This window comes from Acidicapsa acidisoli (assembly GCF_025685625.1).
GTDB lineage: Bacteria > Acidobacteriota > Terriglobia > Terriglobales > Acidobacteriaceae > Acidicapsa > Acidicapsa acidisoli.
Map to the genome: position 1 here is coordinate 502,663 of NZ_JAGSYI010000002.1, position 24,183 is coordinate 526,845.

The following is a 24,183-nucleotide window of genomic DNA, read 5'->3' on the forward strand; positions in this document are numbered from 1 at the left end:
GCGACTCGCAGATGCGACCATCATGCTTCAATCTGGCGGTCGATCGCTGCCTCGATCCGCGCTCCCCGGTGGGGTCCAAGCCGCACTGGCTGCGCATGAAAGAGCAATTGTCCACCCGAGCGCAGTTCCGCGCCGGAATTAGCCGCCAGCTTGAACCGAATCAGCTTGCCCACCGCCAGGTCTTCCAGTTCGCGCGCTTCGATCCGGACCGACGGGAGTTGCAGCGTCGTCCCAAACGATAGACCTCGCGCCGTCTGCTCAATTCGTTGCCGCGATTCGTCTGCATGCCGCCGGCGGCCTCCCCATTCGCCCGTAAGCCGGCGCAGGATCGTGTTGGCAACGACCGCAGGAAAGGCCAGATTTAACAGACCGGAAGATTCCTGCATACGGATTTCAAAGCTCAGGCACAACGTCTTTTCTGTAACCGGCATGACCCTCGCCGCCTGCGTTTGCATCTGGCGGCGCTCAAAGTTAAAGCTCAGTCCGACCGGCTGCCAGGCCATCGTCAGCTCCCGGCACACAATCTCCACGAGCGAAGCCATGATCGATTCCTCAATATCGGTCAGTTCGCGCAACGATCCGGAATGTCCTTCCCCGCCGAGCAGAAGGTCGATCACAGAGGGCGCGATAGCGAGATCCAGTTGTAGGATGGACAACGCACCCAGAGGCTCCAGCCGGACGGAAGCAACGTAGGAGATCTCCGGAATTCGCATCAGAAACTCGTTGAAGGCGATCTGCTCCGCCGACACCAGGTTGACCTGAAGCCGTGTGCGCAGCCACGCCGAGAGATTATGGGTCAGATTGCGAGCGAAGAGATCGTTGAGCATACTGATCGCCCGTAGCTGATCCGTGGAAATCTCTCCAGCGGAGGCAAAGTTATACGGCACGACGCGGGCCCGTATCTTTGGTTTGGCCTCGGGTGAAGCTGTCGTCCTCGCCGCCTGAAAGAGCGCGTCAATCTCATCCTGCTTGAGGGTTTTTTCCATGTCCTGACTCTTTCGCAACTCGGTTTCCGTGAACAGTAAATTCAGGTCGATTGATGCCGGGAAATTCCTAAATCAGGCACGGACGCGAGGTCTTCCCAATCTGTTTCAGTCGCCGTCCTCCGCGCCCATGCGGACTTACTCACTGGCTCGCTGTCATTCTCGGCAGGGCAGCACCCGGCCGCTCCGCGCGTTCAATGCGTTCCGGCGCCTTGCCTGCGCTGCGGCGTGATCGCGGAAGACTCTGCCCGTGAGAAACAAGCTCCGAAAGCGCCGAACGCAGGTGCAACACGGCGGACGCGTGAATCTGCGAAACTCTCGACTCTACCACCCCCAACGCCATGCCAATCTCCCGCATTGTCATCTCTTCGTAGTAGTACAGCGTCATAACCAGCCGTTCGCGCTCCGGCAACTCCTGAATCGCTCCAGCCAGGCGACCCTCCATTTCACTGCGCAGGCAACGAAACAAAGGATCCTCGTCAGGCCGTCCCGGTATGTAGGCCAGCTCTTCCTCGCCTGAGTCTTCGTTGCGCTCCAGGTGTAGCGTGCCAATCTCAAGGCCCTTCAACTCTCCAAGCAATTGTTGATACGCATCGAGACTGCTTCCCAACTCCAACGCAATTTCCTGTTCCGAGGGCGCGTGACCCAGCCGCGCCGTAAGCGTTCGAATCGCTTCCTCCACGGCTCGGCCCTTGCGCCGCAGTTCCCGGGGACTCCAGTCCAGCGTCCTCAGGCTGTCGAGAATTGCCCCGCGAATCCGGAACTGCGCATAACTGCGGAACTGAACCTGTTTCGTCGAATCGAATTTTGCGAAGGCATCCATCAGGCCGACCACGCCAGCGGAAAACAGATCGTCCAACTCCACATGTTGCGGCAAACGCTCGTGAATCCGGCGCGCGAGGAAGCGGACGATCGGGAGATGCTCCAGCAGAAGACGCTCCTCTTCGCGCGTCAGGTCGAGCCGCACTGGAGTGTCTTTGCGATACTCATCCCCACTCGTTCCCGCGGCAGAAGCATCGGCGCTTCCATTCGGATTCGAAACATCGAGTGAAGCTGTTGGTTCGCCGCTCAATTCTGATCCCTGCATCTTCGCTCCTGTCATGCACACCCTCGCTTGAAGTTGCGCCAGCCTGCTGCATCGCTGGAGCCAATTGCCTGAACTCAACGAACGGTTCCCATGGGGCGGAGCCGCGTCTCAGCCGGAATGTCCGCAATTGCAACCACGGCCATCCGGGGCAGCCATGGCTCAATCCAACGCCGGATGTAATATCGGGCTGGACTCGGTGCTAAGAGCACGGGAGTGGCCGTTGCGGGAGTGGTCGAGATAAGCTGCTTCAAAGAATCGACCAGGCGGCGAATCAGGGGCGACGTCGAACGAACCGGCCCGCTCAATTGCCGCTGTCCGGCTCCGGTCTCATGGGACAGGAAGTTCAGAATCTCCTCTTCGAGCGACTGCTCCATCAACAGAACCGGCAATTGACCGTCGCCATCCAGCAGAGGCTGAATCAACCGCCTTCCGAGCGCGTGTCGAGCCGCTTCCACCAAGGCAACGTGATTCTTGTTGATCGCTGCGGTCTCAACCAGCGCCTCCAGGATCGATCCCATGTCGCGAATCGACACCCGCTCGCGCAGTAGCTGCTCCAGCACCCGCTGCACCTCGCCGAGAGTCAGCAGCTTGGGGACAAGCTCTTCGAGCAGCTTTGGGTGTGTGTCGTTGAGCCCATCCAGAAGCCGCTTTGTTTCCGCCCGGCCGAGCAATTCATGCGCATGTTGTCGCAACATCTCACCCAGGTGCGTAGAAACAACTGTGACCGGATCGACAACGGAATAACCGGCTGCAATTGCCTGGTCCTCCAAAGTGGGAGCAATCCACAATGCAGGCACACCAAAGGCCGGCTCGCGTGTCTCTTTGCCGGGCAACGGACGCCGCACGCCTTCGCCCGAGACAGCGAGCAACTGCGTTCCTTCGGTATGCCAACGCCCAATCTCGATTCCGCGCAGAGAGAACAGATACTCGCGAGGCCCCAGGCGCAAATTATCGGAGATATGCACCGGGGGCACTAGGAAACCAAGCTCTTGCGAAAGATGCCGCCGCAGAGTGCGCACACGGCCCAGAAGCTGGCCGCCCTGTTTCTCGTCGACCAGAGGAATCAGCTGAAAGCCGATCTCCAGGGTCAGCTCTTCAAGCTTCAGCAGCGCCGCCATCTCGTTTGCCGGAGCCACCGCGCCAGCCTTTGACTGAGCCGCAGTCGCCTCGCCGCCCGCTGAGGCTGTCTCTGCATCACCGGCAGCGGCACTCTTTCCAAGACTGCGCGCGGCAATTACAAGCGCAAGGGAAACCAGCAGGAATGCGAACTTGGGTAGTCCCGGAATCAGGCATAGTGCCGCACTGACTCCCGCAGCCATGTACAACGTCGCTGGGCGATCAAAGAGCTGTGTGCGCAGTTCTCCGGAGAGTGTCACGGCTGAATTTGTTCGCGTGAGCGTGATGCCTCCGGCCACCGAAACCAGCAGGGACGGAATCATCGTCACCAGGCCATCGCCCACGGTCAGCACCGTATAGGTGCGTACAGCCTCGGCAAGATCAACACCTTGCTGCAACGTGCCGATCAGCAGGCCCGCGATGATGTTGATGGCCGTGATAAGAATCGTAGCCATCGAATCCCGCTGGCTGAAGCGCGCGGCACCGTCCATCGCTCCGTAAAACTCGGCTTCCCGGGCGATTGCCTGGCGGCGACGACGCGCCTCATGTTCGTTGATCAGTCCGGCATTCAAGTCCGCGTCGATGGCCATCTGTTTGCCCGGCAGTGCATCGAGCGTGAATCGCGCGGTTACCTCAGCGGTGCGGACCGCGCCATGCGAAACCACGAGAAACTGAATCGCGATCAGCGCCAGAAAGAGCACAAAGCCAACCACATAGTTCCCGCCGACGACAAACTGACCAAAGGCCTCAATAACATTTCCCGCCGCCGCCGTGCCTTCCGATCCGTGCAGCAGGATTCGCCTGCTTGAGGCGATGTTGAGGGAAAGCCGGAAGAGTGTCAGCAACAAAAGCAGTGTCGGAAAGACGCTCAATTCGACAGCACGGCGCACCTGTACTGCAGACAGGAACACGATCACCGACGCGGCAATCGAAAGCGCCAGCAGCATGTCCAGCACCCCGGACGGGAGCGGAACGAGCATGACAAACATCACGCTGATGGCACCGATTGGCAATAGGAACTCGCCCAACCGGCTCCACATCCCTGCTAGCCGTGTTCCCGGCGCGTTGACAACAACCGCTGTACTCATGACTCTCCTCGCTTAGGTGGTAATTGCGACGTCGATTCCGTCGCGGCCTTCGGTTCTCCGTGCGAACCGTGACCGTCTTCCTTACCGCGCCTGACACGGTCGCGCATACCAGGAATCCGCGCCAGCGCAACTGTGGAACTCGCCGCGGTGCCGGGAACAGATTCGGACACGCGCGACGATCCATCCCTTCGTGCGGCGGCTGCGCGCTCTCGGCGCTGCTGCGTCTCGCGCTCGACGCGCTGGCGATACAGGAACGCCAGAATCGAGGCCACAGCAGCATAGAGATCTACCGGAATCGATTCGCCCGGAGCCACAGAGCGATACAGCGACCGCGCCAAGGGCGGGTTCTCAATGATCGGAACTCCGGCCCAACGAGCCTGCTCTTTAATCTCCTCGGCAAGCAGATTCCTGCCCTTGGTCAGCACCTTCGGAGCTTCCATGGCCCCGAAATCGAACTCCAGCGCGACCGCATAGTGCGTCGGATTGGTGATCACCACCGTGGCTTTGGCCACATCGGCCTGCACGCGACGCCGCCTGGCCTGACGCTGCAGATTGCGAATTCGCCCGCGAATCTGCGGATTGCCCTGCGACTCCTTGTATTCATCCCGCATATCCTGCCGGCTCATCTTGAGACGCTGCTCGCGGCTGCGCCATTCCACCGCATAATCGATCGCCGCCCACGCAAAGAGCAGCCAGGCCGCAGTCAACAGTAAGCCGTAGACATCGCCGCTCAACGCAATCATGCGCACGGAAGAAAACGGAGGCATGTCCCACTGCCGCGCCATCCTCTGCACGGCAAAGATCGCAAGCACCGCCGCAGGGATCATCGATTTGCCCAGCCGCGCCGCCGAGCGAAGCGAAAAGAGATTTTTCAGATTCGACAGAGGATTGATGCGGTCGAATTTCACGCCAAGCAGCTGGGGATGCACCTGAACTCCACCCGTCTGCATTACCCCGGCTGCAAGCGCAGCTGTGGCAACCCCGGCGCTGGCAAGGCCAACGGGCGCGAGTATCGTCATCGCCAGTCCCTCCAGCGAACGCATCGTCGCATCCGCCGTCTCCGGCTCCCAGGCGGACAACCTGCCATAACTGAGAAAGCCTCCTGCAGCCTGAACCCAGGCCGAGAGGAGGCGTGGGCCGATGAATCCAAGCAACATCACTCCCGCAAGCGTCCCGGCCGCCGCACTCAGCTCGCGGCTGTGCAGTACGTCGCCTTCCTTGCGCGCCTTTTCGCGCCGCTGCGGAGTAGCCTGTTCTGTGCGCTCGCCGGCCATCTCTATCCTCGTCCGCCATGAGCAATCAGCCTCTCGGCCACATCGAGCAGATTGCTGAAGCGGGCCTCAATGAAACGAGGCCAGAGCGCCAGCGAACCGATCAGCAAAACGAAGCCCGTAAGCGTCTTGGACGGAACCGTTAAAGCAACCACGGGAAGCTGCGGAGAAAGCTTGCCTAGCAGTGCCACCGAGATCTCAACAAGCACCGTCGCCGCCAGTACCGGAGCAGCCAGCTCCAGCGCAGCGAAAAACGATCCCGAAAGCATCGGCACCAGCGCCTTCGCCGAAACAGAAATCGCAGCCAGCGGAAAACTGCCCAGCGGCACCGCGCGCACGCTGCGAACCATCGACGCCAGCAGCAGCCGATCCAACCCGGCCGTGATCAGCACCAGCGTCCCCATCATCTGAAACAGATCGCCCATCAGCGGCGTTTGAATCTCCGACGCCGGATCGAGCAGATTGACCAGCGAGAAGCTGAACTGCAATCCCACAATCTGCCCCGCGATCAAGAGCATCTCGTTCAATAGGCTCAGCGTAAGGCCATAGATCACTCCTATCGCCGCCTCGCCAAGGATCCCCTCAAAGCTCAGCTCTACTCCAGCGCCATTCCCTTTGGCTGCGGCCACTGCAATCGTCGGCACAAGAAGAACGCACACTGCAAACGAGAACAGCGCTTTCGTCCGCGTCGGGATAGCCCGCGAGACAAAGAACGGAGCGAGCGCGATCATCGAGCTCACCCTTACCAGCGCGAGAACGAGAGCCGCACCCATCGAATTCCAATCCGCTGAATTCCATTCAGCCACGCTCGCACCTCCTCGCTTTCGTTGTTACAAACAGCAATCGATCAGTGAAGAAAACGATCGAAGTTGGTGAACAGAGACACGGTGTACGCCGTCAGCCGATGCAGAAACCAAGGCATCCCAACGGTCAGAATCGTCACCACTGCAAAGAGCCGAGGCACCGCGGTCAGCGACTGCTCCTGCAACGAGGTGAGCGTCTGCAACAGGCTTAATAAGAAGCTCAGCAGCGCCGCCGCAAGCAGAATGGGCGCGGCCACAATCATCGCCTCCCGCAATAAATGCCGCATCACTTCGGCGACCTGGTCCGGACTCATCCCCATTCCCCTTTCGCATGCGCGTCAAAAGCTCTTCAACAGCGACCCGGTCACCAGATTCCAGCCGTCGACCATCACAAACAGCAGGATCTTGAGCGGGGTTGAAACCACCACCGGCGGCAGTTGGAACATGCCAATCGAAGTCGTAATCGCAGCCGTCACCATGTCGATCAGCAGAAAAGGCAGATACAACACAGCACCGATCACAAACCCAGCCTTCAACTCGGAAAGCATGTAGGCCGGAATGACTGCGCGCAGCGGCAGATCCTCAGGCTTCGCAGGGCGCGGGATCTGCCCAGCCGCCGTAAATAGCGCCAGATCCTTTTCCCGTGCGTAACGCAGCATGAATGTCTTGATGGGCACAGAGCCACGGTCGATTGCCTCCCAGCCAGTGATCTCACCATTGCGATAAGGCGTCACAGCCTGCTGCTCCACAGACACCAGGACTGGCTGCATCAGGAACCACGTCATCACAAGGCCAAGACCGAGAAGCGTGGGATTGGAGGGCGCGGTCTGCGTCCCAAGAGCCTGTCGCAGAAAGTGAAAGACCACCATAAGCCGCACCATCGGCGTAACCGCCATGATCAGCGAAGGCAACAACGTAATCGCGGTCAGAACGAAGAGAATGGTCCAGGGAGTTGAGTCTCCGGGATGCAGCTTGGCGCCCAGATCCGGCAATACGGGCACAGCCGCACTCGGCACCGCGATCCAGAACGCCAGATGCGCAGGCACGCGGAACAAAAGCATCTGCACGCTTACCATGAGACCCTGCTCACTGGCCTTGCGGACCTCGCCGATTGAGCACTGAAACCCGGTCTTCGGGAGAGCTTTCGTGGAATGGCCAACGGTTTCATCTCTCCTGTAGCAGGGCCGCTTTCTAGAGCACTTGGGAAGGATTCGTCGCGGCGAGGCTCAGCACTGTTAAGAGAAAAGAAGGACGCGGCTCCATCCGCCGAGGACGCCACTAGCAGTCGTTGACCCTCGGCCTCAATTAGCGCAACTGTCTGGCGAGCACCCAACTCAATCCGCGCAATCAATGCCAATTGGGCCGGACGTGCCGCCGAAACTTGCCACCCGCGCACAAAACGAGCAATCAGGCCAGTTCCGAGCTTGTTTGCGAAGAAGTATCCAGGGCTGTCCAGGTGAGTTCGAAGATAGCCCAGATCACCTTCGAGATCGGTCATCGCACGTTCTCTCGTATCGACTGCGAGTTTTTGTTTCATCGTTCTCCCTGCCTAGTCCGCTGGGTTGTTCCATCCGGTCCGGTTATGCGCGTGCAACGATTCTGAGAGGTGCGGAAAGGTCTTCAGGCAAGTCGCGTAACACGTACCGCCAGCCGGGCATCCACCACTTCAAATTCGCTCCACGCCAGCTGCACTTCGCCTGAGGACAACGGCAGATCTTCTCCATGCCCCCATTGCGTTTCGATCAATTCGTCCGGCGCCATCGCGAGCAGATTCCGAACCCGGAAGTCGCGTACCGGCACTGACACCAGCAGCCCCACCGGCAGCCTTTCCATAGGCGCGGGAAGCCGCATGAGTTCCGCGTCTTCCTCTGTCTTGATTTCACCGTCCGCCGCAACTTCATTGGCTCGCAATTTACCGCTCTGAACCAGGCCTGAGACACCGTTGGCCTTCCATGAGGACTGGGAGCCAGGGTCGCCATGGACATCGTTTTTGTGAGCAACGCCATCGTCTGGAACGCCGCTCTGAACGGAGGCCGGATGAGACTGAGATACTGGATGGGATGCAACTGCGGATGCGGGAGTAGGGACTTGCCTCGGTGGAAACTGGGTAGCCATGTGTGCCCTCTTGCGGAATGGAAGAGCACGTGCGTGTCCCAAGTTGGTGCAATTCAATTAGAAAGATTTCATCTTCGCTACGAGCGGAGACTATCCGGAAATCGTCCGAATAATTCGGCGCTTCTTCGTCGAGCACGCAGGGATAGAGCATATAAAAGAGGCCGCCGATTCTTCCGGCGACCTCTCCCGTAGGTATGACAGACTTCCGGCTGTCCGATCCTGCACGGCCTTCCGGCTATCCGATCCTGCACGGCCTCAGTGGATCATATTGATGGTTTCCTGAGCGATCGTGTCGAAGGTGGTAACTCCCTTAGAGTTAGCCTCAAAGGCCCGCTGCGCAATGATCAAGTCCGAGAACTCGGCCGAGATGTTGACATTGGAAGCTTCGAGCGTGTCGTCATTGATCGTTCCCAGCCCGGCTGTTCCCGAGGCTCCAACAGAGGCGGTGCCGCTGGCCTGCGTTGTCGCATAGTTCCCATCTCCTAACAGCTGCAGCCCCTGCGGATTGGCAACATTAGCCAGCGCCAACTGTCCGACAGCCAATGTCTGGTTATTCGAGAAGGTAGCGTTGACGGTGCCATCACTGGCGATACTGAAGCCGGTATAACTCCCGGCGGCGAAACCATCCTGTGTCGTCCCCGTAGCGGCGGAGGCCACGTCGCTTTGCGTAATCGTCGGAGTGCCCGCGCTTCCGAGGATATTAAAGCTCATCGTCATATTCGCAGCGCCATCCGATAAGCCGGAGAAACTTATACCCGAAATATTCGATGCTGGATTAGTGAGATCACCGCTCGAATTGAAGGTCAAGGTTCCGGTGGTGTTGGCTGAGACCGGATCCTGGATCACGCTGCCGGCGGTTGAAATGTTGGCTCCGGAAATGGTCAACTGTCCACCCGGCGTGGAAGCGACGGTCACGCCCGTAAGGCCAGCCGCAGTCACTGCGGTCTGAAGAGAAGTGGCATACGCTGCAACGGTTTCCCCGGCGGTGACCGGCGGCACAGTGATGGTCGCCGTGCCCGAGGCTGTTGGCCCGGTAATTGTCAGGTTCGTCCCTGGATCCACCGTAGCCAGGGTACCGGCGCTCGACCCGAAATTATATGTGATGGTTGTAGCGCCCGCTGCAGTGTTCGAGGCCGCCGTGAGCGTGTCGGGCATCGAGACGTTATAACTCCAGGTGTTGGTCGCAGTCTTCGTGTAGGTAACAGTTGCGATATGCGACTGTCCCAGCGAGTCATACACCGTCACCTGCGCCGGAAGTGTCGTCCCGATGGCGGCCGACGAATCCAGATTGGCATTCATGCCGAAACTCGTCGTTGCCTGGGCCGGCTGTACCTGTCCCACAGGCAGGTTGATTCCTGCCAGCGGAGCATTCGTATTGACTACCCCATTCGTCGCGGGAAAGCCCATTACCTGCTCGCCCGCCTGGGTTTCCAGACTCCCCGTTTGGCTGACCGAGAAATTACCGTCGCGTGTATAGACATTGGCGCCTCCGTCGTTCACAACGAAGAATCCATTCCCGACCAGTTCCACATTGCTCGCGCTATCGGTCGAGATCTGGCTACCCTGGCTGAAGTCCGACTGAATCGAAGAAACATCGACGCCGGAGCCGACCTGAATCGGATCGCCCGACCCCTGCTCCCCAATCTGCTGGTAAAACGTATCCGAGAAATTGGCCGTCTGCGCTTTGAAGCCCGTCGTGTTGAGATTGGCCAGGTCGTTGGCGATCGTGTTCAGAGCCGTTGTATCGGCCTCCAATCCAGAAAGTGGAATGTAAAAGCTTGCCATCGGAACTCCTCCTGAGTGGTTCCCGGTAATTGCCTCCGAAGCACAAAACCTCTCCAGTGGCTCGTGTTGGTTTTCCGCCGACCTGGTTCCGACGGGCAAGAACGAAATGCAAACGAGAAATCAATTTGCGATACAGTGCTTACGACAACGGCCGGGTCGGTATATCCCGAATCGCGTGACCGTGCCCGGCCATCCGACGACTGCCATCGAGCGCATGAGCGACTTTGTGTGCCGCGTGAGAGTCCGGTGGAGCACTCAGGTTTCCGTGCGCTGTCGCAATAGGACTGCCTGCCGTTTCGGAGAACGCTGACCCGGTTCCCGAAGACAAGGCCGCATTGACACTCGACCCCGGCCCGGTTGCGCCTGCACCGGAAGCGATCTTTGCAGCGGCCTGAGCCTTCGCGGATGTGGCATTCCCAGCACCAGTTGCGCTTTGGACTTGTCCCGACGGCTGCGTAGACGAAGAAGCCGTGCCTAATACATCGGACAGGTTCTGATTGATATCGATCAGTTGCTCCAGGCTGTTGATCTGGACGAGTTGATTGATGTACTCATTCGGATCGGTATCAGCCGTCGGGTCCTGATTCTGCATCTCGGTGACAAGAAGCGTGAGAAAGTCATTCGCCGAAATGGTTGCGTCCGATGTATCCGAAGTGGACGAGTTGCTTGAATCCGTTCCTGATGTCATTGCCCTGGCAACGTTTGCCTTCGAGCTAGCCGCGGGACTCAGACCCAGCTGCCCCACAGATTGTTGCTGCTTATCCGATGACTGCAGGATCGACTGAAATTTCGCCGCAGCGCCCCCTCCCGGGCTCGGCCCGATTCCGCCTGAAGCGAAGGGTGATTCGCTCGCCTGTGATGCCGCGCTGCTCCAAATGCTGCTCATGCGTGCTCCTTTCCACTGCGTATTCCGCTGTTCAGGCAAAGCGCTATCGGCCTCGCCGGAGTTCCGCCAACGCCGCGAGACAGCGCGGCTCATGCCACGACCGAGATGCTCTTGCCATTCACTCCCGCCGGAACGACTTGACTCGCAGGAACGCCCTGCGAGTAAGCAAGCCCGGCAGGAACCGCACTCGCCATCGCTGGCAGCTCTTGCGATCCACTGGAGGGCCGATGTTGACTCGCCCCACTGCCATCACCGGAACTCCCGAAGCCCGATTGCGCTCCAGTGCCGCCATTCGCTTCAGAACCCCTGCCGTGGAATGTCCCGCTCTGCGCGTGTTCAGAACCGAGGCCCAGGACCCGGATGCTTTCCACCGGAGTATTGCGTTCGTTCATCCAGCTCGCCAACGAACCCAGATGCCCTTCAAGGCTTTCTCCCGCTGCAGTCGACTGCACTCCCAGCGAGGCATGCACACCGCTCCCATCCGCATGCGCTCGCAACTCGACATAGCCAAGAACAGGGTCCTGGTGCCCGACCGTCAACTGGTTGGCCACGCTTGATGATTGCTCGATCACGGGACCGCGCCCGCCGTCCATCGCGAGAAACGGATTGCTGTCCGTCGAGCCCCCGCTGTTATGGAGCGCGTCAGCGCCGCCAGGTCCGGAAACAAGTCCGGAAATCTGTCCCGAACCTGTCGCTCTAGCCTCCAACCCAGCAGAGTCTGAAAGAGGATGAGATCCCGAAGCCGTAATGAGCGTGCCTGTTACCGCTGGATGCCCCGATGAATTCCCTGAAGGCTGATTCGGAACGCTCCCATGCAGGGTGGAGTTTGTCGACCCACCGGAGGCGGAATCGTCAAGTTTCGCGCGCTCATGAACTCCCGTCGGCGTTCCCGCATTCCCGCTGATTTTGTTGCCCGTATAGCTCGCGGCTTGCTTAGCAGCTTGTTCAGCGCCTCTGGCTGCGCCGCTCTCATCCGAGACCGTCGATCGACGCGCCGGACCCTCAATCGCATTGGAAGAAAGACTCGCCGGTGGAACGATGCTGGCTTTGGAAGATGCTGCGGTTTGCAGGTTCAGACTCCCGACAGCGGGGGCATTCCCTTGGCCAACATACGCGAGGCTCACATCCGAAGAATCATTGCCCGACAGACCAGCCAAATCCAAAGCCGCATCGTTCAGCGGACTCGCGAACCCTGAACCCTCGGCATCGAATCGCAGACTGCTGTTAGAAGCCGGATGAATTGACGTCGAGCCGATCGATCCCGAAGCCGGTTGGCTGTCAGGAACAATTCCACCGATTGGAGAAACCGACAGATCAGAAACCGACAGGCCATTGGATCGGCCCATCCCTGCTGCACCGTCATTACTCGGCGCGGCCAATCCAGCGATATCGACCGCAACGGATTGCTTCCCTGCTCCTACCTGGGAACCATGATCTAAGGATGTCTGACCTCTTGAGGCCTGATCATAGCCACTCTTCCAGTCGCCCCCGGCCGGTAACAGATTTGTCAATCCATAGCCCGGCGACGGTAAGTTCTCCAATTGGAGAGATGGATCGAACTGAGCCGGTGCGGTGCGATGCGAATTCTCCGTACGCGACTTGGACTCTCGCAGACCATCTGACAAGTTCGAGCTGTTCGCGTGACTCCGGGTCGACAACCTTTGCTCCTGAACCCCTCTGCTGGTCGATGGATCCGCCTCGGGGAGAGGTTGAGAGCCCCGCGCCGGTACCGCGTCCCTACTTTGCAACTTCGTAGCAGAACCAGACGAGGACTGTTGCGAAGCTGCAGGAACGCTGCGGGAACGTAAGGCCGGTTCAACCTCCGATGCAGGATCGGGCGATCCCGTCTCCCGCTCCAAGAGGCTAGTCTGCTCGGCAAACTCCTGACTCCAATTCCGGGAGTCTGACTCCGAGTCGATCTTGACCTTTGTACCCGGTACAGTTCGCGTGATCGGTGCCTGAGCCGCTGAAGACTTCCGCCCTCCGGCTTTTTGCAGCTCCAATCCTGCCTTGTTCCCTACGACAGTCAATCCGTCGACGATAGTTCCAGGGTTCATGCCGGATAACAAAGCAGCTGAAAGTCCAAAGACAACCGCAATGTGTTAGATGGATTTCATGAAGTGAGGCATCGGTCTCGGCTCTTCGCTTTCAAGCCTTTGAATTCTTCAACGTTATGCCTACTCAGCCATCGAAGCCGGATTGTCTTCCATTCCAAGTCGATCCTGCTTGCGTGACCCGCGCCTGCCATACCCGTCGTCCAGCGTCTGTTGAGCACGCCGGGCTGCCTCTTCCCGCAAGGCGGCCTGCTCCGCGCTCACCAGCGTCTCCACCTGGCGCCGCGCTGTGCGGTGCTCCAAAAACTCGTTGCGCTGACGCTCCACTTCAGCGTTTGCAGCTTCCAACCTTGCTGCAATGCGCGGCTGCTCTTTGCGGGCCTGTTCCATCTCAATCATTCCCGCAGCGCGGCCAGTCCTGTCGCGGTCCGAAATTCCGGCCACAAATGCGCTCCGCCCTTGCGCCTGACGATTCTTCGCTTCCACCAGTTCCTGCGCCACGCGATTCCGCTGACCGACAACTGCCTCCAACTCCACGCGGCCCTGTTCCTCCCGCAGCTCCCGAATCCGCAGCAGTCTTTGCAATACGCGTTTGCCCGGCATGGCTAACCTCAAATTTCGGCAGAGAGCTTCATCAGCCTGTCGAGACATTCGGAGTAACTCATCTTCTCTGCAGCCCCCTGCGTCAGAAATTCGCGCAACAGAGGTCGCGCCCCGAGCGCCCTGTCCAGATCCTCATCTGCGCCCGGCTTGTACGCGCCTATCCGCACCAGATCTTCGGAACGGGCATACGCGGCAAGAAGGCGGCGGACCAGGCCCGCGGCCTCGCGATGGTCAGGCGCGGCGACAGCAGGCATGAGTCGGCTGATCGAGTCCAACACCTCAATCGGTGGATACCACCCCTCGGCGGCGAGAGGCCGTGAGAGCACCACATGGCCGTCCAGCAGAGACCGCACCGCATCGACAAGTGGGTCCTGCTGATCGTCTCCCTCCATCAGCACTGTGTAAAAAGCAGTGATGGAACCGACCTTGAAGTTGCCCGCCCGCTCCACCAATTTGGCCAGACGGGCAAAGACAGACGGCGTATAACCCTTCGCTGTCGCCGGTTCGCCCGCCGCGAGGCCAATCTCCCTGGCTGCCATAGCGAAGCGGGTAAGCGAATCGAGCACCAGCAACACATGCTGCCCCTGCGCCGCGAAATACTCAGCCACCGTAGTCGCCGAGAGCGCGGCGCGCATGCGCATCAATGGGGATTGATCGGAGGTCGAAACCAGAACCACCGACCGTTTTCGTCCCTCTTCTCCGAGAGCATCTTCCAGAAACTCACCAACCTCGCGCCCACGCTCGCCCACCAGTCCAACGACCGTAATGTCGGCGCTGGTATTGCGCGTCATCATCCCGATCAGCGTGCTTTTCCCTACCCCGGAACCGCCAAAGATCCCCACCCGCTGCCCTCGTCCAACCGTCAGGAGAGAGTCGAGTGCGCGAATCCCCGTTCCGAGCGGCTCGCGAATCGGTAGACGCGCCAGCGGCAGCCGCACCGTTCCGTCGATTGGCAGGGTTGCGACCGCCGCCGGCCGCCGACGGCCAGCGGCGCCGTCTATCGGCTCCCCCAGCCCATCCAGCACGCGGCCCAGCAACTCTGGTCCAACGCCGATCTCGGGAGCTGTCCCCAATGCTTCGACCGCGTCGCCGAAACGAATTCCCTCCGGCGAGTTGACCGGCATCGAAAGCACTGTCGAACCGCGAAAGCCGATCACCTCCGCCAGATGCGGCCGCCCAAAGCGATCCATGATCTCACAGCACTCTCCCACAGACGAGTTTGGACCAATGGATTCAATTGTCTGTCCCACGGCCTGCGAAACCTGTCCCTGCCAGCGCCATGGTTGGCCGCGTAGCAAGTGCCGCCTGTACGATTCCAGAGAATGGACCGCAGGTTCAGCCTCAATGGGTGTCTCAAGGCTCATCTCAGTTCCCACTTTCCCGAGGCGCAAATGTCCTGTCTGCCAGAGATTCCGGCGCGGATGCTTCCGCATCACTCCCGCCCGCCCCAAATGGGTCACCAAGCCGATAGAAGAAACCTTTCTCAATCGTCTTCAACTGAGCCCACAGGCCCAGATCAGCCGAGCCGATCTCCGTTTCCATCCGGCACTCTCCCAACTCCATCGTCGCATCGCCGATTACCTTGGGCCGAATCGCCAAACCCGGCATCAGCATGAGCGATTCTTCCCACATCGCCTGATCCTGGGCCGGAACCTTGACCCGTACCGCGGTTGAGTCCGACAACTGCCCCAATGCCACACGGACTGCTCCAATCAACAACAACGGATCTGTCTGCGCCTCGCGGCGAAGAATACGCGCCGCAATCGCCAGCGCCAGCCGCACCGCCTCCTGCTCCAGTTGGTGGAGACAACTGTCGCGAGCCTCAGAAAAACTCGCCAGCAGCGCCCCAGCCTGGGCCGTCAGACGCTCCCGCTCTTTCTTCAATTCACCGGAAGCCGCTTCCCGGCCCTGAGCCAGTCCAATCTGGATTCCCTGAATTCGTCCCCGCTCTTCGGCCCGTTCGATCTCCTCAGCGAGCGCCTCCTCTGAGAATTGCTTGAACTCACTGTCGCTCACAACCGCCGAAGCTGCCTCTCCCATCGATTTTGAATCGCCGGGAACCGATCCGCCGGAACCAACGGAATCCGATTCCGCTCCTGAAAGAACATCGGTCGTTTGATCCCGGTAACCATCGAAAGCCGATCCGGCGTCCGGAAACTCCATAGGGAGCGAGTCGCTCCACTGACTCAGCTTCTGGGTCCACGCTGAATTGGAGTAGCGGAAAGATTCAATCTCCAGCTCTATCGCCCGCGTATTTGTCTGCGCGCCTTCCAAGGTCCATCCTTCCCAGGTTCCGATCCTTTCCGGCAACCATTTCACATAATCTTCCAGACCGATCTTTCGAAATCAGCGGCCTACGCCAGCATCTCGTCCCCGGTCTCCATCTTGAGAATCACCTTCCCCTCGGATTCAAGACGGCGCGCCAGGTTAAGAATCTCCTGTTGCGCCGCGGCAACTTCGCGCGAACGAACCGGGCCCATGACCTCCATATCTTCCTTCAGCATTTCCACGGCTCGGGAGCTCATGACCTTGAAGACCTGCGCCTTCAGTTCCTCGTTGGCTCCGCGTAAGGCCAGCGCAAGCTGCCGCTTGTCGACACCGGAGACTATCTCCCGAATGCTCACAGCCGGAACTGTGACAAGGTCCTCAAAGGTGAACATCAGATTGCGAATGTTAAGAGCCAGTTCAGGCTGCGCGCTCTCGATCGATTCCAGAATTCTCTTGGACTCTTCCGGATTGACCCGATTCAACAGATCGGCCACCGCCCGGAAACCCGAATAGCTCTTCCGTTTGGAATCTCCCACGTTCTCCAGCCGCCGATGCAGGACCAGCGCAACCTTCTGCGCCATTTCCGGCGAAAACTGGCGCATCTCGGCCAGCCGCTTGATCGAGACCACCTTATGATCCTCGCTGAGATTGTCAAAAACCTGCGAGGCACGTTTCGGGTCGAGATGAGCCAGCACCAGCGCAATGGTCTGCGGATGTTCCGAATCCAGCAACTTGCCCAACTGCTGCGGATCGGTCTTCTGCAATTTGCCAAGATTGCCCTGGCTGGCTTCCTGAGCGCGCCGCACCAGCATCAGCAGATCCTCTGCGCGCTGCTTGCCGAAGGTGTCGTGCAGAAGACGCGAAGCAAAATCCAGCCCGCCGTGCATCATCACGTGCTGAGTCTCAAGCAGTTCCCAGAACTCTTCCAGAACGGCGCTCGAAACCTCCGGCGGAACAGACCTGAGATCGGCCAGTTCTTCCGTAATCCGCTGCACATCCATCTCCGGAAGAGAACGAAGAATTTCTTTGGCGATGTCCTCGCCAACAGCGACCATCAGTATCGCCGCCTTGCGCACTCCGTTCATCTGCGCAGTCAGCCTCCGCTGCGGCGCTGCATCCTGTCCAAACTCGGCCAACGCGATCCTCCTGTCCAGCCACTTGCAGTTTCTGTTGCACGTTGTCGACTTCGAGAATTTAGTCGGAGTGAATCCAACTCTGCAGCAATCGGGAGCTCTGTGCCGGATCGCGCTTCAACGTTTCCGTGACCTGATCGAAGACGCGTTGCACGCGTTGCCGTTCCGAATCCAACGATGCCTGTTCCGGGGTAAGCAGACCCTCCGGTTGGGCGGGCGGCGCGGCAAGAACCGGCTGTTTGCCTGCGGGGAGTGCCGACTCCCTGGCATGTTTCAGCGCCGGCCGGATGGCAAGCGTGATCAGCAGTACCAATCCCACCAGCAAAGTCGCAAACTTCACGAGAACAGGCGATCGTTCGATCATCGCCAATGCCCTGCTCAAAAGTGACGGAGATGCAGCATTGCGGTTCTCGTCGAAGCTCATATCCTGCACCGTCACAATATCGCCCCGGCTCCCGTCAAATCCGACCGCTGCCTGAGCCAGTGAAGTCAGCATCCGCAACTCTTCAGCGCTGCGTGGCTTCCAACTGGGATTCTTGCCGTTCGGATCTCCGGCTGCGGCTTCCATGCGGTCGTTGACCACGATGGCTGCCGTCAGACGGCGAATGTGTCCCGGCTCCTGCGTCACATGCCGAACGGTCTTCGACGCTCCATACGTTCCACTCTCGGTTTTGGCGCTCTGCGGCGGCGTCACCTGCTGTGGATAGACCGGAAGAGCCTGAGAGTTGGGGGCATTGCTCGCCGTTCCCGGAACCCCCACCGGCACTTGTTGAGGAGAGGTCGTCTGCTCGGTGCGTTGCATGGAAAGCGTAACCACCTTGGCGGGGTCGTAACTCTCTTCCGTGACGTCCGTGGATGTAGGATCATAATCCACCGTTACAGATGCGCGCACATTTCCCTGTCCGGTTACCGGTTCGAGGGTTTCGACCAGCTTCGCTTCCAAACCTTCTTCCATCCCCAGCCGGATCGCCTCGCCGGTCTTCGGACCCAGCGGCAGATGACCGCTCGCATCGATCAGAGACACCTGCGCCGGAGACAACCCATCGACGGCCGACGCCACGAGGTTGCGAATCGCTTCATCTTCGCCATCCGCCAGCGTACGATGACGCAGCGTCAACACGACCGCCGCTTTGGCGGGTCGCTCTTGGTCGCGAAAGAGCGATTCATGCGGCATCACCAGATGCACGCGCGCCGACTGTACATCGGCCAGCGTAGCGACCGTATGCTCCAGTTCGCCCTCCAGCGCTCGCTGGTAGTTCACCTGTTCGTCGAACTCCGATCCGACCCAGTTGGGCTTATCGAAGAGCTCAAACCCCATCCGTCCGCTGCGCGGTCCGCCCTTGGACGCGGTCGCAAGACGCGCCTTGTCCAGCTGCGGAGCGGGAACTCGAATCGCCGTTCCGTTGGCCGCCAGATCGAATGGTATCTGCGCCTGGGTAAGAACCTGCGCCATCTGCCGCGAATCCTCCGGATCGAGACCGGCATACAGCGTTCGCCAATCCGTTCGAGTGCCGTACCAGGCCATACCAGAGATCGTTGCCAGGATGAGGGCTGCTCCGATCAAAGCCCAATTGCGCTGCCGAGGCGGCAACAGCGCCCATTGCGCTGCACCTTTGCTCCAGTAATCCCCGAAGACTCCGAGCGCACCCTGCGCTCCGACCGGCTCTGGAATCCCCGGAGTCGGCGATTTCTTATCTAACTGTGCTCCAGCTGCCATGGCTCCCCATCAATCCGACTTGAACGGCTAGAACTGCATTCCCATGACCTGCTGGTAGGCCGCCAGCGCCTTGTTGCGCACCGAGAGCACCAGCTCAAAACCCATCCCTGCCTTTTGCGATGCAATCATCGCCTCGTGCACATCCACGCCCTTGCCCGTCATCAGGCCTTCGATTGCCGTCTTCGCCTGCTTCTCAAGCTGCTCCACCTGCCCCATGGCGTCGGTGAAAACGTCGGCAAAGGGAGCCGGAGCGCCCGCAACAGCGCCGTGTAAATCCGTAATGCCGGGCGCGAATGCCACACCGTTCGCCGGACCGGCCTCGAGCGGTGCACCGAAGAGAGAAACTGGAGTCTGCGTCACTGGCAACATGCATCTGCCTTTCTGGTTTGCGATTCGGCAGCCGGCTTCACTTGGAGATATCCAAGGCCGAACTGATCATCGATTTCTCGGCCTGCACTGCCGAAGCATTCAGGCCGTAGGCCCGCGTCGCTCCCATCAGGTCGACCATCTCGGTAAGCGGGTTGATATCCGGATAAGAGACATATCCCTCAGCGTCCGCGTCTGGGTGGCTGGGATCGTAGCGCTTCAGCGGAGGCGCCGTATCCTGCACAACCGCTGCAATGTGTACTCCCGGTGCGATATTGCCGCCAGCGAGCGACCCCGTAGGCAACCCGGGCGCAAATCCGGAAAAGGGACCCTGGCCCGGAGCAGCCATCGACGCATCAAGCTGATTGGCAAACTCCGGGTCGCCTCTGCCAGCCGCAAAGACCACGTGCTGGCGGTGATAGGGCGTGCCCGCAGAAGTCCGTGTCGTTTCCGCGTTGGCCATGTTGGCCGCCACCACTTCGGCGCGCATTCGCTCCGCCTGCATCGCCGATCCGGATTGATCGATCATTCCAAAGAGATTCACTCGTCGGCTCCCGTTCCCGCGTTTCTATTTCGCGTCCGCGTGGATCGCGTCCATGATCCCGTTGTACTGCCCCTTGAGCAGCGCCACTCCGGCCTTGAACCGCAACTGCGCCTCGGCCAGATTCAAGCCCTCCCGGTCCATCGAGACGTTGTTTCCATCCGGCCGCACAATCAGGCCATCCTCGGCGATCAACTGCGGCTCAGGAAGCGCCTCGTCCGAGTCGATAGCATTCATCGCCTGCCGCATCTCGCCCTCAAAGTCCATCCCTACAGCGCGATAGCCGGGAGTATCGATATTTGCCATATTGGCGGACGTCAACTGGATCTGACGGGTATTGAGGTCCAGATACCTGGCAATTTTGTCGCTTAAATCCGTAGCTATCTGCATACTCTCCTGACTTCCTCTGCGCTTTCGGAACTCGCTGGCAGAGTTGCATTCGCTCAACCACGCGAACCAGACACAGCCTAGAAACTTCTAATGCAATTCCCGGAACTGCATCACAGCACAAACAAAGCTTCTTCAATTCACCGGGACCAAGCCAAAATCAATCTCATCCCGAGAAATCACTGGCTCGTCTCCAGCCAGAATCGCGGCTCGCTCCAACACATGCTCCAACTCCCGCACGTTTCCTGGCCATGGGTGACCGGAGAGCTTTGACATGGCGCCGGGATCGATCCGCTTCACGGGCGACTTACGCCCCATCCTCTCCAGGAAATGACCCACGAGTTGCGGCAGATCTTCCATGTGTTCCGACAGAGCCGGAGTCCGAATCAGAAAAACAGCCAGCCGGTAATACAAGTCGGCGCGAAACAGCCCCTTCTGCGCTAATTCCGCCATAGGCTGGTGGGTCGCGGCAACAATTCGCACATCTACCTTGACCCTCTCGTTATCCCCAATCCGCTGCAACTCGCCGCTCTCGAAGAACCGCAGGAGCTTCGATTGCAGCGCCAGCGGAATCTCACCGATCTCATCCAGAAACAGCGTTCCGCCGTCGGCCGACTCAATCCTCCCGATTCGCCCCTGTACCGCGCCGGTAAATGCACCCCGAGTGTGACCGAAAAGCTCCGCCTCAAGGAGTGCCTCGGGAATAGCCGCGCAATTGATGGCAACAAATGGTTTACGGCTTCGGGTCGAAAGGCGGTGCAGCGCCTCGGCTACCAGTTCTTTTCCCGTCCCGGTCGGCCCCTCAATCAACACTGGAGTCGACCTGGCGGCAACCAAACGGATGCGGCGGCTCACATCCAGCATGACCGCGCTGGATCCGATCAGCTCCGGAATAGGTTCCGTCTGGGCCTCGCGGCGGGCAACAATCATTGCGGGCACTCCACCTCCGGCAAGAGAAACGGGAATTCCGGCTCCTTGCTGAGGCGACTGAGCCAGCCGAGTCAGATCGGTCGATTTGTCATTGCTGCTCTGCCTGGACGGGCTCTCCGAAGCCGACATACATACAGGATTTCTGAGCCCAGAGTCGAACGCTTGAGGGCGTTGTTGTCCACGGGCAAGAAAGAGTTGCGCGATGGAATCACTTCTTTCCTCCAATTCGGGCGCTGCCTGCCAGGACGCCGTGTCACTCTCCAGGCTCCGCAGTGCGTACAGTAACTCCTGGCGGTGAGGACTGCGAGTGCCCTCTTGAAATGGTGTGCCGTCGGTCATCATCACGTCGACAAGCGGGTTTTCGCGATGAAACTCCGATAGAAACTCGTTCACTTCCAGATCGGCCAGCCACGGATCGATGACCATCGCATCCAGTTGCGGCATCGCCGTTTTGGCAGCCAGCCAGGCTTCCGCGCCGCCGGGAGCTTCCAGAACCTGCCAGCGCAGGCCAGACAAACATTCGCGCAGCCGTGCGCGAAGGCTCGCATCGGCACTCGCAATCAGGACAGTCTTTGTTCGCGACCGGGTCGACACCAGCGGAGCGGTCGGTGCAACGATCGAATTTGCGGACGAAATGACACTGTGCAACATGCGCTGCTCTCCTTGGATAGCGTTATGTAACTAAGAGTTGAGAATCGCTCTCTGAGTTCACTGCTTCAGGCGATCGGGACCGGACTGGATTCAGAACTGTTCAGCGGATCAGGATGCGCTATCGGAACCGTGCCCGCCAATGCGTTCCGGCTGTTTTGGGCTGCAAGCAAAGCCTGCACCGAAACCTGCATCTCCGTCTCGGTTGGCACCACATACCCCTGCCCGCGAACAGTGCGCAACAGGAAGCCCGGGGGAGGATCTTTCAGCTTGCGGCGCAAGTAGTTGATGTACACGTCGACGATGTTGGTCGTCTGGGCCGGCTCCATATCCCACACCGCATCCAGTAGTTCGACCCGGGAGACACACTGGCCTCGATTCAGCATCAGGTGCTCCAGCAGCGCGAACTCTTTGTTGGTCAGAGCGATTACCTGATTCCCCCGCCTTGCTGTATGCTCCAGCCGGTCTAGTTCAAGGTCTCCTGCTCGGAGAATCAATCTCGCCTCCCGTTTCCGCCGGACAAGTGCCCTGCACCGTGCGCGCAGTTCGTGCAGGCTGAACGGCTTCACCATCAGGTCGTCTGCGCCCAGATCAAGACACCGAATGCGCGTTTCCACTTCCTGCCGGCCGGTCAGGATCAAGATCGGCAGCTGAGGGTCGATAGCTCGCATTTCGGCAAGCGCCTGCTCCCCGTCCAGCACCGGCAGATTCAAATCCAGAATCGTCAAATCCGGGAGTTCGTCCCGAAATGCCCCCAGAGCCTCGACGCCGTCATAAGCACAACGCACCCGGTGACCGTCTGCTTCCATGCCTCGCCTCAAGAACATCGCCAGCGCCTGGTCGTCTTCGACTATCAGCAACTTCATGAACTCGCTCCCGGAGGTCAGACGCCATGTATTTTTGCTGGCGGCAACTGCCTCACCTCCACACTGCCCTGTGAGCCGAAGGTGCCTCAATGGAATTCCATTAGGAGAATCTGGAGAGTTCCGGGATTGGGAGAAGTTGAAAGGCATTCCCAAAAATGCTTCCAAATGGAACACTTCTGAGGGGAAGATCATTGGAATCCTCCCACCGCGCCCGACAGCCTTCACAATCTGTTGGGGAAGGTAGAGCGAAAATAGTTCTGGCTATTTCGCTTTTCATTCGCTAGAATGCGCCCATGGCTGTTACACGCAGACAAAAAGAGGTTCTCGACTTCCTGGAATCGTTCGTCAACCGCAATGGCTACTCGCCTTCCTTTGAAGAGATCGCGCGAGGATTGGATCTGAAGTCGCTTGCCACTGTTCACAAGCACATCACCAACCTCGAAAAGAAGGGGCTGCTGGACCGGGTTCACAATCGGAGCCGTTCCATCGACGTTGTGCCTGTCGGCACGCGCACCCGGACCAGCGAGCGCTTGCCCCTGATGGGTAGAATTGCCGCCGGTCTTCCGGTCGAGGCGGCCGAGAACACCGAGAGCATCTCCTTGCATGATGTGGTGGGAAACAAGGATGTCTTCGCACTTGAGGTGCGGGGTGATTCGATGCGTGACGAGCACATCATCAGCGGCGACTACGTCCTCGTCGAACGCACCCGCACCGCCCGTCAAGGCGAGATTGTGGTCGCCCTGGTGCGCGGGTCGGAAACCACCTTAAAACGCTTTTATCTGGAAGGCGGCCAAGTACGCCTGCAACCGGCGAATCTAGAAATGGACCCCATCTTCGTCCCTGCCGCGCAGGTCGCAATTCAGGGACGAGTCCTTGGAGTCATCCGCCGCTATCGCTGACTTATGGCTGTCTTAGAGACAAAAAAGCGGCCAGGCATTAAAGCCGCCGGCCGCTTTTTGATGTCTTAATTCACGCTGGCAGGAGACAATGCCAGAACGCGATTGACCTTTTCTTCGATCACTTCCCGGGGCACATACCCGACAATCTGATCTGCAACCTTACCACCCTTGAAGATCAGCAATGCCGGAATTCCGCGGATTCCATAACGCGAAGGCGTAGCGCCATTCTTGTCGACATCCACCTTGACTACCTTCAGTTTACCGGCATACGCCGTCGCTAAATCGTCAACGATCGGGGCGATTGCCTTACAGGGGCCGCACCAAACCGCCCAAAAGTCTACCAGGACAGGCTGCTCCGATTGCAGCACTTCCTGATCGAACGTTGCATCACTCACTTCAAACACTGCGTTTCCGGCCATGATTCTCCTCGCGGTCTTGACAGTCAAGATTGCCACTCTCTGTCAGTCTAACCGCACCTGCCAGTTTATGAGATGCAATTGATCGCCGGAAGTCGCAAAGGCAACGGTCTAGGGCTAAAAACCCAGAGCCCAAACTGCACCAAGCCCAAAATGAACCTGAATATAAAAGCGCCCGGACTCCATCAAGGAATCTCGGGCGCTAGAGCAGCCCTCCCCCA

Annotated in this window: 24 protein-coding genes; 1 reads left to right on the top strand and 23 read right to left on the bottom strand. The window is 59.3% G+C overall.

The window, feature by feature from the left end; all coding sequences use genetic code 11:
* Positions 1–20: 20 nt before the first annotated feature.
* From OHL23_RS12105 to OHL23_RS12205, 22 genes are all read right to left on the bottom strand, one after another.
* Positions 21–986: a flagellar motor switch protein FliM gene (locus tag OHL23_RS12105; protein ID WP_263352140.1), complete on the bottom strand. Its 966-nt coding sequence runs from the start codon at positions 984–986 to the stop codon at positions 21–23.
* A gap of 139 nt (positions 987–1,125) precedes the next feature.
* The gene (locus OHL23_RS12110; protein ID WP_263352141.1) at positions 1,126–2,070 is read right to left on the bottom strand and encodes a FliA/WhiG family RNA polymerase sigma factor; all 945 of its coding nucleotides are present in this window, start codon (positions 2,068–2,070) and stop codon (positions 1,126–1,128) included.
* A 74-nt stretch (positions 2,071–2,144) separates the two neighbouring features.
* On the bottom strand, positions 2,145–4,274 hold the full coding sequence (locus OHL23_RS12115; RefSeq protein ID WP_263352142.1) for a flagellar biosynthesis protein FlhA: 2,130 nt from the start codon (positions 4,272–4,274) through the stop codon (positions 2,145–2,147).
* Complete coding sequence (locus tag OHL23_RS12120) at positions 4,271–5,548, bottom strand: EscU/YscU/HrcU family type III secretion system export apparatus switch protein (protein ID WP_263352143.1); 1,278 nt, start codon at positions 5,546–5,548, stop codon at positions 4,271–4,273. Before OHL23_RS12120 ends, OHL23_RS12115 begins: the two co-directional genes overlap by 4 nt.
* A gap of 2 nt (positions 5,549–5,550) precedes the next feature.
* Positions 5,551–6,351 carry a flagellar biosynthetic protein FliR gene (locus OHL23_RS12125; protein ID WP_263352144.1) on the bottom strand — a complete coding sequence of 267 codons (801 nt, stop codon included), beginning with the start codon at positions 6,349–6,351 and terminating at the stop codon, positions 5,551–5,553.
* 41 nt (positions 6,352–6,392) lie between these two features.
* Positions 6,393–6,662 (bottom strand): flagellar biosynthetic protein FliQ, encoded by a 270-nt coding sequence (locus tag OHL23_RS12130; protein ID WP_263352145.1) that lies wholly within the window; start codon positions 6,660–6,662, stop codon positions 6,393–6,395.
* 24 nt (positions 6,663–6,686) lie between these two features.
* Positions 6,687–7,424 carry a flagellar type III secretion system pore protein FliP gene (fliP, locus tag OHL23_RS12135; protein WP_263352146.1) on the bottom strand — a complete coding sequence of 246 codons (738 nt, stop codon included), beginning with the start codon at positions 7,422–7,424 and terminating at the stop codon, positions 6,687–6,689.
* The gene (locus tag OHL23_RS28835) at positions 7,418–7,885 is read right to left on the bottom strand and encodes a flagellar biosynthetic protein FliO (protein ID WP_396127340.1); all 468 of its coding nucleotides are present in this window, start codon (positions 7,883–7,885) and stop codon (positions 7,418–7,420) included. Before OHL23_RS28835 ends, fliP begins: the two co-directional genes overlap by 7 nt.
* A gap of 83 nt (positions 7,886–7,968) precedes the next feature.
* Entirely contained in the window at positions 7,969–8,463 is a 495-nt protein-coding gene (locus OHL23_RS12140) for a FliM/FliN family flagellar motor C-terminal domain-containing protein (protein WP_263352147.1), read from the bottom strand.
* A gap of 255 nt (positions 8,464–8,718) precedes the next feature.
* Positions 8,719–10,248 carry a flagellar hook protein FlgE gene (locus OHL23_RS12145; RefSeq protein ID WP_263352148.1) on the bottom strand — a complete coding sequence of 510 codons (1,530 nt, stop codon included), beginning with the start codon at positions 10,246–10,248 and terminating at the stop codon, positions 8,719–8,721.
* A gap of 139 nt (positions 10,249–10,387) precedes the next feature.
* Positions 10,388–11,134, bottom strand: a complete 747-nt coding sequence (locus tag OHL23_RS12150) for a flagellar hook assembly protein FlgD (RefSeq protein WP_263352149.1) — start codon at positions 11,132–11,134, stop codon at positions 10,388–10,390.
* Between the two features lie 89 nt (positions 11,135–11,223).
* Positions 11,224–12,792: a hypothetical protein gene (locus OHL23_RS12155; protein ID WP_263352150.1), complete on the bottom strand. Its 1,569-nt coding sequence runs from the start codon at positions 12,790–12,792 to the stop codon at positions 11,224–11,226.
* A gap of 519 nt (positions 12,793–13,311) precedes the next feature.
* Entirely contained in the window at positions 13,312–13,791 is a 480-nt protein-coding gene (locus OHL23_RS12160) for a hypothetical protein (RefSeq protein WP_263352151.1), read from the bottom strand.
* An 8-nt stretch (positions 13,792–13,799) separates the two neighbouring features.
* Positions 13,800–15,155: a FliI/YscN family ATPase gene (locus OHL23_RS12165; protein ID WP_396127342.1), complete on the bottom strand. Its 1,356-nt coding sequence runs from the start codon at positions 15,153–15,155 to the stop codon at positions 13,800–13,802.
* Position 15,156: 1 nt separating this feature from the next.
* A complete protein-coding gene (locus tag OHL23_RS12170; protein ID WP_263352152.1) occupies positions 15,157–16,110 on the bottom strand; it encodes a FliH/SctL family protein in 954 nt (317 codons plus the stop codon).
* 35 nt (positions 16,111–16,145) lie between these two features.
* Positions 16,146–17,195 carry a flagellar motor switch protein FliG gene (gene fliG, locus OHL23_RS12175; RefSeq protein WP_263352153.1) on the bottom strand — a complete coding sequence of 350 codons (1,050 nt, stop codon included), beginning with the start codon at positions 17,193–17,195 and terminating at the stop codon, positions 16,146–16,148.
* Between the two features lie 58 nt (positions 17,196–17,253).
* Positions 17,254–18,909, bottom strand: a complete 1,656-nt coding sequence (gene fliF / locus OHL23_RS12180) for a flagellar basal-body MS-ring/collar protein FliF (protein ID WP_263352154.1) — start codon at positions 18,907–18,909, stop codon at positions 17,254–17,256.
* Positions 18,910–18,936: 27 nt separating this feature from the next.
* Positions 18,937–19,278 (bottom strand): flagellar hook-basal body complex protein FliE, encoded by a 342-nt coding sequence (gene fliE / locus OHL23_RS12185; RefSeq protein ID WP_263352155.1) that lies wholly within the window; start codon positions 19,276–19,278, stop codon positions 18,937–18,939.
* Between the two features lie 37 nt (positions 19,279–19,315).
* The gene (gene flgC / locus OHL23_RS12190) at positions 19,316–19,819 is read right to left on the bottom strand and encodes a flagellar basal body rod protein FlgC (RefSeq protein WP_263352156.1); all 504 of its coding nucleotides are present in this window, start codon (positions 19,817–19,819) and stop codon (positions 19,316–19,318) included.
* 24 nt (positions 19,820–19,843) lie between these two features.
* Positions 19,844–20,206 (bottom strand): flagellar basal body rod protein FlgB, encoded by a 363-nt coding sequence (gene flgB / locus OHL23_RS12195; protein WP_263352157.1) that lies wholly within the window; start codon positions 20,204–20,206, stop codon positions 19,844–19,846.
* A 132-nt stretch (positions 20,207–20,338) separates the two neighbouring features.
* On the bottom strand, positions 20,339–21,784 hold the full coding sequence (locus OHL23_RS12200; protein WP_263352158.1) for a sigma-54-dependent transcriptional regulator: 1,446 nt from the start codon (positions 21,782–21,784) through the stop codon (positions 20,339–20,341).
* A 65-nt stretch (positions 21,785–21,849) separates the two neighbouring features.
* Positions 21,850–22,647, bottom strand: coding sequence for a response regulator transcription factor (locus tag OHL23_RS12205; protein WP_263352159.1), 798 nt, complete (start codon positions 22,645–22,647; stop codon positions 21,850–21,852).
* 293 nt (positions 22,648–22,940) lie between these two features.
* On the opposite strand from OHL23_RS12205, the gene lexA reads away from it, so the two are divergent.
* On the top strand, positions 22,941–23,546 hold the full coding sequence (gene lexA / locus OHL23_RS12210) for a transcriptional repressor LexA (RefSeq protein ID WP_263352160.1): 606 nt from the start codon (positions 22,941–22,943) through the stop codon (positions 23,544–23,546).
* Positions 23,547–23,611: 65 nt separating this feature from the next.
* Here the strand turns inward: lexA and trxA are convergent, their stop codons facing one another.
* Positions 23,612–23,965 carry a thioredoxin gene (gene trxA, locus OHL23_RS12215; protein WP_263352161.1) on the bottom strand — a complete coding sequence of 118 codons (354 nt, stop codon included), beginning with the start codon at positions 23,963–23,965 and terminating at the stop codon, positions 23,612–23,614.
* Positions 23,966–24,183: the final 218 nt, after the last annotated feature.